The organism is Limnoraphis robusta CS-951 (assembly GCF_000972705.2).
Map to the genome: position 1 here is coordinate 1 of NZ_LATL02000305.1, position 12,518 is coordinate 12,518.

Genomic DNA, 12,518 nt, shown 5'->3' on the forward strand with positions numbered 1-12,518 from the left:
ATTGTTACTCAACCGTCAAAAGGAACAGCAGTTGTTAACAATAATGGCACGATTACCTATACTCATACGGGTTCAAGCGAGGGTTCTGATAGTTTTAGCTATCGGGTGGCTGATGATGATGGAGCGCTTTCTACTGCGGCTAATGTCAATCTGAATGTAACTGCACAGACACCAGGAAGCCCGCAAGTCAATATTTGGTATGGACCCAATCAGAGCTTCGGCGAAATTGGTGAACCTCAAACCTGGATTAACATTCTGGGTAATGCGTCTGACCCTGATGGTTTGGCTTCTGTCACCTATTCTTTGAATAATGGCCCTAGTCGTGCGCTTTCTTTGGGACCCGATACTCGCCGATTGCAAAATCCCGGAGACTTTAATGTTGATATCGCTTTCGATGACCTAGATGGTTCGCCTGCCGATGACATTGTTCGTGTCACCGCCACTGATACTCTGGGAAATACTTCAACTCAGACGATTACCGTTGATTATGAATCTGGAAATGTCTGGCCGGAGTCCTATTCTATCGACTGGAGTTCTGTTAGCGATCTTCAAGATGTCTCTCAAGTTGTCGATGGTCTGTGGACTATCGATGGCGATACGGTTCGCCCGGTTGAACAGGGTTATGATCGTCTACTGGGAATTGGTGATGTCTCCTGGGATGATTACGAGATTACGGTACCGTTTACGTTAAACAGTTTGAATGCCGCACCCGGAGCCGATGAAGCCGGGGTTGGGGTGCTGATGCGATGGACTGGACATACGGATGATCCGATCCCGAACGCCCAACCGAAGACCGGTTTTAATCNTTCGCCCGGTTGAACAGGGTTATGATCGTCTACTGGGAATTGGTGATGTCTCCTGGGATGATTACGAGATTACGGTACCGTTTACGTTAAACAGTTTGAATGCCGCACCCGGAGCCGATGAAGCCGGGGTTGGGGTGCTGATGCGATGGACTGGACATACGGATGATCCGATCCCGAACGCCCAACCGAAGACCGGTTTTAATCCCTATGGGGCGATCGCTTGGTACTACAAAGGACAACTTGAGATTACGGGAAATCGACTTGCCAGCATCGCAGAAGCTCCTTTTACGATTGAAGATGGAGTCACCTATAACTTGAAAGCCCGAGCAGAGGGTCAGTCCTACAGCTTTAAGCTTTGGAAACAGGGTCAAGCTGAACCAAGCAGTTGGACTTTACAGGGACAAGGTAAACCATCTGATCCGAGTAAGGGTTCAATTCTATTGGTTGCCCACCAATATGATGTCAGCTTTGGTGATGTGACGATTACTCCCTTGGGATCAAGTTCGTCTAATAATACCACTCTGACTTCCGGTTCCACGACCACGACTTCCAACAATCAAACTCCTGCTGCTAATCAGTCTCCAGTCGATAGAATAGGACTCCGGCCNCTTTGGAAACAGGGTCAAGCTGAACCAAGCAGTTGGACTTTACAGGGACAAGGTAAACCATCTGATCCGAGTAAGGGTTCAATTCTATTGGTTGCCCACCAATATGATGTCAGCTTTGGTGATGTGACGATTACTCCCTTGGGATCAAGTTCGTCTAATAATACCACTCTGACTTCCGGTTCCACGACCACGACTTCCAACAATCAAACTCCTGCTGCTAATCAGTCTCCAGTGGCGAATAATGATGATGCAACGGTGATAACTGGGGGTGTGAAGGTTCTGAATGTCCTGAGTAACGATAGCGATACGGATGGCAGTTTAAATCTATCAACTTTAGCGATTGTTAATCAGCCCAGTAATGGCAGTGTACAAGTTAATAGTAATGGAACGATTACTTACACCAATACCAGTGGCTCTGTCGGAAGTGACAGTTTTACCTACACGATCAAAGATAATCAGGGTGCGATTTCTAATCCCGCGACTGTTTCTGTTGATGTTGTAGAGCAAGCCTTGGCTTTCAATTCTGATGATTTTAGTCAAGTGGCTTTAGACCCCCAATGGACTTTTATTGACCCCTTGAGTAATAGCTTCTATCAGCTTACGGGAACAGGCAGCGAAAATGCTCATCTTGAGTTATCTGTTCCAGCAGGAACCGCCCATGATGCCTGGAATGGTAACAATGCTGTCCGTATGATGCAGCCTGCGGTAAATACGGATTTTGAATTAGAAGTGAAGTTTGCTTCACAGCCTTCTCAGGGATTTCAGTTTCAAGGTATTTTGGTTGAACAAGATGCTAAGAATTGGCTACGGTTTGATACTCTTCACGATGGCAATGAATTAAGGGTATTTGCAGCAGCGACAACGAACGGAACTTCTCAAACGAAGATTGATACTACTGTTAATCCCGGTTCTGCTAATTATTTACGGGTTAATCGTGAAGGAAATCTATGGCAACTTGAGTATTCTGCGGATGGTTCGAGTTGGAAAACCGCAGGCAGTTTTACTCAAAGTTTAACGACAAATTCGGTGGGAACTTTAGCGGGTAACGCTGGCAACTCTCCTGCTTTTACGGCAAAGGTTGATTATTTCTTTAATACAGCCTCACCGATTATTCCCGAAGATGGCGCATCTTTCCCCTATCTGGTGGCGAGTGATACTCAAGGGAATACGAATGTGGTTGAAGGGGGAATTACTGATAGTTACAATCTCGTTTTAAGCAGTCAGCCAACGGCTAATGTTGTTGTGGATGTGACGCCGGATGAACAATTGACTACCGATATTTCTACGGTGACATTTACTCCGAGTAATTGGAATGTTCCTAAATCGGTTACTGTGACGGCGGTAGATGATGGGCTATTAGAAGAGACTCATACGGGTAAAATTAGCCACACGATTACCAGTGCCGACCCCGATTATGATGGTTTAATGATTCCTGATTTTGATGTCACTGTTGCTGATAATGATATCCCGATTCGGATTAATGTTGGCGGGGAAAATTACACGGATAATTCCGGAAATAAATGGTTGGCTGACTATGGATTTGTCAAATTTGATGGGACTTTTACTTCTCCCTTTGGAGTGAAAGGAACAAAAGAGTTTCCTCTGTTTGAAACGGAGCGTTATGGAAAGGCTGTTTCCTATGAAATTCCGATTGCCAATGGCACTTATGATGTTAACCTCAATTTCATTGAGAACGTTTATACTCAAGCGGGTCAACGAGTTTTTGATGTGCGGATTGAAAATAAATTAGTTCTCGATGATTTTGATATTTGGGATGAGTATCGAATTCTTGACCGTATTGTTCCAAGAACTTTTGAAGATGTGACGGTGACGGATGGAGTCCTCAATCTTGATTTCCTCGCGACTGCTAGCAATGGTTTTACTTTAGCAATTGAAGTGTTAGAACCGGGTGGTGAGGTGATTGCTCAACAAAATGGTAATAATACCCTAATCGGTAATGATGACCGCAATGATACGCTGATTAGTGTCGATACCAGTGCCAATTATCCTGGACAAGATGAAGTGGATGTTATAACAGGTAAGGGTGGTATTGATATCTTTGTCTTGGGAGATAACGTTAAGGCTTACTATGATGATGGTCTTTCTAATAGTCAAGGGCTAGATGATTACGCTTTGATTACAGACTTTAGCGTTGGTCAGCAGGATATTATCCAACTTCATGGGAACAAGGCTAACTATCAACTGGCGGCTTCTCCTTCTGGACTTCCAACCGGAACAGCAATCTTCCGCAATGTGTCCAATTCTTCCGAATTGATTGCTGTCGTTCAAGGCGTGACGGATTTGGATTTAGCGAGTCCTTCTTTCAGTTTTGTTTAGCTTAGGTTAGGGCTGACTTAGCCCGAGCAAAATTCTGCGATCGCATCCTCTAGACAATCTGTCAGAGGATGCTATGCTAAGTGTTAAGAAAAATCAAAAACAAAAATTTAGAAATGAGACTTGATTCCCGGCTTTAAATGTGCTAGTTTTAAAAGCAAATCTTCAGAAAGATCAAGCTCCCCAAAGGCTATAACATTTAACAGTCTAGTATCTCTCGTTCTAAAGATTATTTTTTGAACCCTTTTGTAGAATAAGGAACAACTCAAGTGATTCAACAAACAGTCCATCAACAGGATTTGGAAAGGGAAGAAAACTTCGGCAGTCAGTTTGTCTGTCCGAACTGTGGTCATCAGGGACTGTCTATTTTTTACGAAGTCAAAAATGTGCCGGTTCATAGTTGTTTGATGCTGTCTTCTGAGGAAGAAGCTCTAGACTTTCCCTGTGGTGATGTGGTCTTAGGATTTTGTGAGCATTGTGGGTTTATTACCAATGTAGAGTTTGACTCTAAATGGTCAGCTTATGCGCCTAACTATGAAGACCAACAGAGTTTTTCTCCTACTTTTAATAAGTTTGCCTTTGAGTTGGCCGATCGCCTGATCCACAAGTACGATCTCCATCAAAAAGATGTCGTTGAAATTGGTTGCAGTAAAGGAGNGGTCTTAGGATTTTGTGAGCATTGTGGGTTTATTACCAATGTAGAGTTTGACTCTAAATGGTCAGCTTATGCGCCTAACTATGAAGACCAACAGAGTTTTTCTCCTACTTTTAATAAGTTTGCCTTTGAGTTGGCCGATCGCCTGATCCACAAGTACGATCTCCATCAAAAAGATGTCGTTGAAATTGGTTGCAGTAAAGGAGATTTTCTGATTTCTCTGTGTGAGTTAGGGGAGAACCGAGGTGTAGGGATTGATCCGAGCGTTGTGCCGGGACGAGTTAACAGCGAAGCGGCAGATCGCGTGAAATTTATTCAAGCCTATTATTCAGAAGAACACGCTGAATATGTCGGTGATTTTATTTGTTGTCGTCATACCCTAGAACATATCAAACCCACGGCGGAATTTATCAATACGGTTCGTCGTTCCATTGGCGATCGCCATCATATTCCCGTATTCTTTGAGATTCCTGATACGATTCGAGTTCTCAAAGATTTAGCCTTTGAAGATATCTATTACGAACATTGTTCTTATTTTACACCCGGATCGCTGGCTCGGTTGTTCCGCTCTTGTGGTTTTGAAATCACCGATCTTTATCGAGAGTATGGCGATCAATATTTGATGATTGAGGCTTTACCCGTTGAAACGCCTTCTGAACACATTCATCCCTTTGAAGAAACCCTGGAGGAATTAAAGCAGTATGTAAAGGATTTTACGACTCAAATTCACGGTAAGTTAGCCCGTTGGAAAGACAATTTAGAACAGTGGCAAGCGGAAGGAAAACGGGTCGTTGTTTGGGGTTCCGGTTCCAAATGTGTAGCATTTCTAACCACTCTTGATACCATTGATAAAATTCAATATGTGGTTGATATCAATCCTCACCGTCATGGAAAATTCATCCCCGGTGTGGGCAAGCAAATTATGTCACCGGAGTTTTTGAAGGAATATCAACCGGATAAAGTGATTGTGATGAATGCTATCTATNATACCATTGATAAAATTCAATATGTGGTTGATATCAATCCTCACCGTCATGGAAAATTCATCCCCGGTGTGGGCAAGCAAATTATGTCACCGGAGTTTTTGAAGGAATATCAACCGGATAAAGTGATTGTGATGAATGCTATCTATTGTGACGAAATTCAGCAAATGCTTGAAAACATGGGAGTCACTACAGAAGTTATTCCTGTTTAATTTGGTGTGAATTTGTTGATCGGGGAAAGTCCAGTTTCTGGTCTGCATGACTGAAATGAACAGAAGCATATTAAGATCAATTCCTGTAGTTCTCTGATAGTAAAGTTGGTTAACCCTATGTCAGTACCGATATCCTTTTATATTCCAGAAGATGACTGGCCTCAAACGATACCAGACTGTGTAGATACCAACTGGCAAATCTTTCTACGGGGTCCTTACAATTGGACGTTACAAACTTATGTTCGTCTGAGATCTGAGGACTTTCCCTGTCAACTAATCAAAACACTTCCCGATGAGGGCATTGTATTAACCCATCGAGAGTATCTTCCAGATAGTCTTAAGCCCAAACCCAAGCAATTGCTGGTTTGTTTGCAAGCCGATCAAATGCCCCATCCCTATGCTCAACTTCATGTTGTGCAGAATCATTTGCAGGTGATGAATCAATCAAAGTTGCTTGGAGAAAGCAGCTACATTCCCCATTGGCCTCAGCCTGGGTTAATTCCTCGTGATCCAAGTCGGGGAGATCGGTTTGAGAATTTAGCCTATTTTGGGGTTGAGAAGCAGTTGGTTCCCGAATTGCGGCGTCCTTCTTGGGAAAAACAGCTTCAAGAATTGGGCTTGCACAATTACAAAGTTAGCACGGATATATCTGCTCAGGGATACCGTTGGAACGATTACAGCGAGGTTGATGCCGTGCTAGCCATACGCAGCTTTACTCGTCAACAATATATCCGCAAGCCTGCAACAAAGCTTTATGGAGCGTGGCACGCGGGGGTACCTGCTATTTTGGGATATGAATCTGCCTATCAAGCGGAGAGAAAAAGTGAATTGGATTATATTGAGGTGACTTCCCTGGCGGAAGTAATAGCAGCTTTGAAACGTCTTCGTGATCACAAAACTTTTCGTCAAGCTGTTGTCGAAAATTGCCGAGTTCGCGCTCAAGAGACAACACCTTCTGCACTGATTCAAACATGGCGTGATTTCATTATTAATAAAGCTATTCCAGCATACGAGCAATGGTGTTCAACCTCTCCTCAAGCTCAAGAGGCTTTTTTCCGATCGCATTATATTGATTACATTAACACGAAAGTCGAAAGAGTGACTCAGGAAGTGAAGCGTAAAGGCACAAGGTTGCTGAATAAACTCGGAAAGTGATCCGGTTAAAATCACTTTGATTGCGATTAAAAAGTAAAATCTACACTTCAGGAAAACCATGAACCCATCGCGCCCCTTTCTCAGTATTGGAATGCCTGTATACAATGGCGATCAGTTTCTCGAAGAAGCTTTAGAAGCGCTGTTGAAACAAACGTTTACAGATTTTGAATTAATTATTTCCGATAATGGTTCTACAGATAAGACTGAAGAAATTTGTAGAAAGTATGCGGCTCTGGACTCTCGTATTCGTTACTATCGCAACGAAGAAAATTTAGGAGCGGCTTGGAACTATAATCGAGTCTTTGAATTGTCTCAAGCCGAGTATTTTAAGTGGGCTGCTCACGATGATATCTGTGCTTCAGAATACATAGAACGGTGTATAGAAGTGCTTGAGAAAAACCCTTCAGTTTGTTTGTGTTATGCTCGTACACGCTTCATTAACGAGCGGGGAGAATACATCAAAGAAAACTACACAGATGACCTCAATCTTCGCTCATCTAAGCCTCACGAGCGATATGGAAGTTATCTTGATGTTTTATTTCGGAGTGGCCCTGAAGGATGTTCTAAAATTAGTCCGATTTGGGGAGTAATGCGCTCAGATTGTTTAAAGAAAACACCACTAATTGGTAATTACGAAGGATCGGATTTAACGTTATTGGGAGAGTTGGCTTTATGGGGGGAATTTTTTGAAGTTCCTGAAGATCTCTTTTTCCGTCGAGAACATTCCCAACAGTCAGTAAAGGCAAATACGACGGTTCAAGCCCGAGATGCTTGGTTTGATCCTCAAAACAAAAAGAAGATTTTGCTTCCAACTTGGAGACGTTTTCGTGAGTTTGCATTGGCAATTGGACGGGTTTCTCTTCCTTTACCTGAAAAAATTTCTTGTTATCTGCAACTGAGAAGATGGTTAATCCTCTCTCCGATGGGCTGGAGAAAAATGGCAAGAGAGTTTAAATTTTTATTAATGTATAAGTTGAACCTGAAATAGTCTAGTTTGCCAAAGAATGGAAATTTATTGTGAGTTTAAATTCCTGGGGTGAGGATATTTTTGTTAGGGGTTTTACTGTCAGCTTATTGTTGATTTTGTTGGTAACACTCTTTCCATTTGATTTCATCTGGAATAATCTATCTTGGCAAGAAATCAGCAACCGCTTTCACAACCCTAGCGATTTTACAGATGTTATTAACAATATTCTTCTATTTTTCCCCCTGGGTTTCAGCTTGGCTAGTTTACTTCAACAGAGGAGATTATCTGGCTTTAAAATCATTTTAATTGTTTTCATCGCTAGTACAGTATTATCCTGTCTGATTGAATATTTCCAGGTATTTATCCCTTCTAGAAAACCTACTATTCTAGATATTTTCACCAATAGTATGGGAGGAACGCTGGGTGGTTTAAGTTGTCATTTATGGAAGGAAAACATTCTTAATTCACTTTCATTTTATATTCTGAAAATTTACCGATTTCTTTCGATAAAATACTTAACTTTAGGTTTGATAGTTTACACATCAATTGCCGTTTTAATTTCTATCTACTTACCGACTATTCCTACCAATTTAAGCAACTGGGATTTGAACTTTCCTTTATTAATTGGCAATGAAAAAACAGGTGATCGTTCTTGGAATGGCTATATATCAGAGGTTTGGATAGGTAATCGTTCGATTGATCAAGAAGAAGTCAAACTCGCCTTTTCAACTTCTAATTTCAGTCAAAGTTTGGAAGAGGGTTTAATTGCATTTTATCCGTTAAATAATACAGAAAACCTTCAAGATGCAACTAACAATTTACCGAATTTAGTCTGGCAAGGAAACTTAACTCATGTTCCCGAAAATTTAGGCGTTTTTATCGAGAAAAATAACTACCTGTCTACAGTTTATCCTGCTACAATATTAATAGAAAAGTTACGCGAAACTTCAGAATTTACAATCAGTCTAAAAGNAATTGCATTTTATCCGTTAAATAATACAGAAAACCTTCAAGATGCAACTAACAATTTACCGAATTTAGTCTGGCAAGGAAACTTAACTCATGTTCCCGAAAATTTAGGCGTTTTTATCGAGAAAAATAACTACCTGTCTACAGTTTATCCTGCTACAATATTAATAGAAAAGTTACGCGAAACTTCAGAATTTACAATCAGTCTAAAAGTAGCCACTGTTAATTTACAGCAAACAGGGCCAGCCCGAATAATATCTCTTTCCGGTAGTCCTTATGAACGGAATTTTACACTCGGACAAGAGAAAACTGACTTGATTTTCCGCTTGCGAACTCCGATGACAGGAGACAATGGTTCTAACCCTGAGTTACTCATCCGTGATGTTTTTCGAGATAAAAACCCTCACCATATTATCGTAACTTATGTAGGTTCTAGGGTGCGAATATATATTGATAAAGTTCAGAATTATTACACTTTTGAACTCGCTCCTGTGATTAACTTTTTCCAGCTTACTCATCTTTTAGAAAATCCGGTAAACTCTGTTAGTATTAAAAGCTATAGATTTCTGTACTACGCTTTAATTTTTCTTCCTTTAGGGATTTTACTTGGGTTGATTTTAGAGAAAATGAGAGCCTGAAAAATAACACAAAGACACAGAGACACAAAGAGAGAGTCTTCGTGATGAACTTGTTAGAAATTTACCTAATTTTTAAGAGTTATCTTGACCAAAAACTTGCAGTTGNCTCTGTTAGTATTAAAAGCTATAGATTTCTGTACTACGCTTTAATTTTTCCTCCTTTAGGGATTTTACTTGGGTTGATTTTAGAGAAAATGAGAGCCTGAAAAATAACACAAAGACACAGAGACACAAAGAGAGAGTCTTCGTGATGAACTTGTTAGAAATTTACCTAATTTTTAAGAGTTATCTTGACCAAAAACTTGCAGTTGGATGTAGACTAATATTAATGCAATGCCGAGTAAAATTGTGGCAGCCGCCGCCGCATAACCGAAGTCAAATTGAGCAAAGGCTTGATCATAAATATAATAAACTAACAAGTTTGTTGAGTTGAGAGGGCCGCCTCCGGTAATAATATAAACTTGTTCAAAACTGCGTAATGTAAAAATGGCTGTGGTGACGGTTGCAAAGACTAAAGTAGGTCTTAAACCGGGTAAAGTAATATGCCAAAACTGTTGCCAAGGCCCTGCCCCATCGAGTTCTGCGGCTTCATAACGAGTGGTTGGAATGGCTTGCAGTCCAGCTAAAAATACTACCATATTAAAGCCTAATTGTTTCCAAATACTGAGTAAAATTAACACAGGCATCGCCCAAACGGTACTACTTAACCAAGGGATGGGATTAAACCCTAAACTGAATAAAAAGGCATTAATTGGGCCGTCTGTTTGAAACATCCAACGCCACCCTAAACCAACAGCAACCAGCGAAGTAATTGAGGGAATAAAATAAGCTGTTCGTAGAATTCCCCGTAATGCTATCGTTTGATTGAGAAGGACGGCTAACGCTAAAGGAATCACTAAACTCGGAATGACGGTTCCGATGGTAAAATAGACGGTATTCCCTATCACTTGCCAGAAATCGGGACTGACCAACAAACGCCAATAGTTTTTCAATCCGACCCAATGCACGCCGGAAATGGTAAAATTACCTTGGGTAAAACTGAGATAGAATAAATAAGCAATCGGCCATAGAATAAATATTGTGATTAGAATTCCGGCTGGGGCGAGAAATATCCAAGCGGCGATCGCTTCTTGATCCAGAAGGGTTCGGTTTGGGAGTCGCGAAGAGTTCATTTGCGGATCTACTTGCAGTTGGGTGAATGTGAGACTATTCTACATAAAGCGCGAGATTCTATTTTTCAATTTTTAACGCATCAATGAGTTCTGATTCAACCTGTCTCGATCCAACGCCAAGTCTGATTTCCCCTGAAATTTCTCCTTCAGGGATGTTTCAGGGTTCTCCCCTAAAATTAGGAATTTTAGCTTCAGGAAGTGGGAGTAATTTTGCGGCGATCGCCCAAGCTATCGCTGATCACAAACTCAATGCTCAAGTTCAGGTTCTAATTTATAATAACCCAGAGGCTAAAGTTGTAGAACGGGCGAACAAATTTGGGGTAACATCGATTTTACTGAATCACCGCCACTATTCTTCCCGTGAAAAACTGGATGAAGATATTGTTAAAACCTTCAAGCAATATGAGGTAGACTGGGTTGTAATGGCGGGTTGGATGCGGATTGTCACTCCGGTTTTAATTGATGCTTTTCCTCAAAAAATTATCAATCTTCACCCCAGTTTGTTACCGAGTTTTCCCGGAATTCGAGCCATTGAACAAGCCTTAGAAGCCGGGGTGAAAATTACAGGCTGTACGGTGCATTTGGTGGAATTAAAAGTTGATAGCGGCCCGATTTTAATGCAAGCGGCTGTTCCTATTTTACCCCATGATACACCGGAAACCCTTCATGCTCGAATTCAAGTTCAGGAACATCAAATTATTGTTGGTGCGATCGCTCAACTGCAACGTTCCCAGTCCGAACAATAATTAGGGCTTTTCCTCACAGATAACAACCGCTTCAACCTGAACTTTTTGCTGCTGAGAATCAACTTGAGTAATTGCCCAACGTAGCGGTTCACCTCGTTTTTGCAGTTCTGCTTCTATCTCTTGTTGCAACTGCTGAGGGGATTCTTGGAAGTCAATTTCGGCGCTAATAAAATGAGTCGTCATGGTTTTTCTGAGTTTTGAGTATTCATCCAATCGTAAATCATCCGTTGAGGACGTGGAACAATTTAGATCAAATATAGCAGTCGAAGCAGAGATTAGGACACTGTTTTTCTGTCAAATCCTTTTATGATAAAGGTTTCAATTCTGTCTCCTGTCTCGGTGTCTCCTGACTTCTGCTATATNGATTAGGACACTGTTTTTCTGTCAAATCCTTTTATGATAAAGGTTTCAATTCTGTCTCCTGTCTCGGTGTCTCCTGACTTCTGCTATATGTCTTGATTTTTATCCACATCCTCAACCCTAAACCTTTAGGAAGACTGACCAAATTGGCGACTATAAACTTCGTCTTCCTTTCCCGTGTCCAGTTTCAAGTTAGACCGAGGATAAGAGACACACAAAAGAGCGTATCCTTCCGCCTGAAGTTCAGGACTTAGACCCATACCCTCACTCTGATCGACCTCACCTGCTTGTAGTTTAGCCGCACAGGTGGTACAAACTCCAGCATTACAGGAATTTGGTAGATCAAGTCCGGCGGCATCTGCTGCCTGTAAAATCGGTTGATCCTCTGGGACTTCTAGGGTGTGAACCTGTCCTTGATGATGAAATTCAACTGTATAAGTCTTAGACATTTAGACATAGTGTTGTTTGCCAGCCTCTGATCATTGTATCGCTGATGGTTACTCTCGGAAAACGGTCTCCTCCCGAGTGAAGAGATTAAACGGAACAGACTCGATTCTGATGTCAGTCGAAAAATCTCACGCTACATTGGAGTGTGGGTCTGTGAGGCCTTGGGGAAAATTCCAACAACATGATATTATGTCCGGTTGATTAATTCTGTTATGGGGTGGGGCGGGTTTATCTCAATCTCTCAGTAGTGCTAAAGATATTGACTGAACCCGCCCCTACAGAATCATTATTGATTAGTCGGACATGATATGACTCCCCAACTGGGTCACAACTTGCAGTTTTGCAGCAGTCAAACCCCCTGCTCAATTAATCAAATCGTCACGAACCCGCCGTTAACCGCGAAAGCGGTATAACGGGGGCTTGAAAAAGTCCAAACGTGACCAGACTAAGTTCTTAGAGAACTCCG

General features: G+C 41.6%; 10 protein-coding genes and 1 pseudogene. 8 read left to right on the forward strand and 3 right to left on the reverse strand.

Annotation, left to right across the window (positions count from 1 at the left end; all coding sequences use genetic code 11):
- From WN50_RS37835 to WN50_RS37845, 7 genes and pseudogenes are all read left to right on the forward strand, one after another.
- A partial coding sequence (locus WN50_RS37835; RefSeq protein ID WP_425354842.1) for an Ig-like domain-containing protein occupies window positions 1–805 on the forward strand: 805 nt, incomplete at its 3' end.
- Window positions 806–1,537: 732 nt separating this feature from the next.
- The gene (locus WN50_RS37840) at window positions 1,538–3,751 is read left to right on the forward strand and encodes a malectin domain-containing carbohydrate-binding protein (RefSeq protein WP_425354844.1); all 2,214 of its coding nucleotides are present in this window, start codon (window positions 1,538–1,540) and stop codon (window positions 3,749–3,751) included.
- 686 nt (window positions 3,752–4,437) lie between these two features.
- The coding region (locus WN50_RS25710; RefSeq protein WP_342586783.1) for a class I SAM-dependent methyltransferase at window positions 4,438–5,388 on the forward strand (951 nt) is incomplete at its 3' end.
- Between the two features lies 1 nt (window position 5,389).
- A pseudogene (locus WN50_RS36605) lies at window positions 5,390–5,598 on the forward strand (SAM-dependent methyltransferase); the annotation flags it as partial.
- 117 nt (window positions 5,599–5,715) lie between these two features.
- Window positions 5,716–6,753 carry a hypothetical protein gene (locus WN50_RS25715; protein WP_046280669.1) on the forward strand — a complete coding sequence of 346 codons (1,038 nt, stop codon included), beginning with the start codon at window positions 5,716–5,718 and terminating at the stop codon, window positions 6,751–6,753.
- 58 nt (window positions 6,754–6,811) lie between these two features.
- Window positions 6,812–7,741: a glycosyltransferase family 2 protein gene (locus WN50_RS25720; RefSeq protein ID WP_046280670.1), complete on the forward strand. Its 930-nt coding sequence runs from the start codon at window positions 6,812–6,814 to the stop codon at window positions 7,739–7,741.
- A gap of 29 nt (window positions 7,742–7,770) precedes the next feature.
- Window positions 7,771–8,692 (forward strand): VanZ family protein (locus WN50_RS37845; protein WP_425354843.1); only part of this gene is annotated, 922 nt, incomplete at its 3' end.
- A 913-nt stretch (window positions 8,693–9,605) separates the two neighbouring features.
- On the opposite strand, the gene WN50_RS25730 is transcribed toward WN50_RS37845, so the two are convergent.
- The gene (locus WN50_RS25730) at window positions 9,606–10,499 is read right to left on the reverse strand and encodes a carbohydrate ABC transporter permease (protein WP_046280672.1); all 894 of its coding nucleotides are present in this window, start codon (window positions 10,497–10,499) and stop codon (window positions 9,606–9,608) included.
- Between the two features lie 83 nt (window positions 10,500–10,582).
- Here WN50_RS25730 and purN point away from each other — a divergent pair, with 83 nt between their 5' ends.
- Window positions 10,583–11,245, forward strand: a complete 663-nt coding sequence (gene purN, locus WN50_RS25735) for a phosphoribosylglycinamide formyltransferase (protein ID WP_046280673.1) — start codon at window positions 10,583–10,585, stop codon at window positions 11,243–11,245.
- Here purN and WN50_RS25740 read toward each other — a convergent pair whose 3' ends face one another.
- Entirely contained in the window at window positions 11,246–11,428 is a 183-nt protein-coding gene (locus tag WN50_RS25740; RefSeq protein WP_046280674.1) for a hypothetical protein, read from the reverse strand. It abuts the gene before it with no gap.
- A 305-nt stretch (window positions 11,429–11,733) separates the two neighbouring features.
- Window positions 11,734–12,054, reverse strand: coding sequence for a 2Fe-2S iron-sulfur cluster-binding protein (locus WN50_RS25745; protein WP_046280675.1), 321 nt, complete (start codon window positions 12,052–12,054; stop codon window positions 11,734–11,736).
- Window positions 12,055–12,518: the final 464 nt, after the last annotated feature.

Excerpts from the sequence above, each read along its gene's own strand:
- WN50_RS25715 (WP_046280669.1), top strand. The coding sequence starts at position 5,716 with ATGTCAGTACCGATATCCTTTTATATTCCAGAAGATGACTGGCCTCAA.
- WN50_RS25720 (WP_046280670.1), top strand. The coding sequence starts at position 6,812 with ATGAACCCATCGCGCCCCTTTCTCAGTATTGGAATGCCTGTATACAAT.
- WN50_RS25730 (WP_046280672.1), bottom strand. The coding sequence starts at position 10,499 with ATGAACTCTTCGCGACTCCCAAACCGAACCCTTCTGGATCAAGAAGCG.
- purN (WP_046280673.1), top strand. The coding sequence starts at position 10,583 with ATGAGTTCTGATTCAACCTGTCTCGATCCAACGCCAAGTCTGATTTCC.
- WN50_RS25740 (WP_046280674.1), bottom strand. The coding sequence starts at position 11,428 with ATGACGACTCATTTTATTAGCGCCGAAATTGACTTCCAAGAATCCCCT.
- WN50_RS25745 (WP_046280675.1), bottom strand. The coding sequence starts at position 12,054 with ATGTCTAAGACTTATACAGTTGAATTTCATCATCAAGGACAGGTTCAC.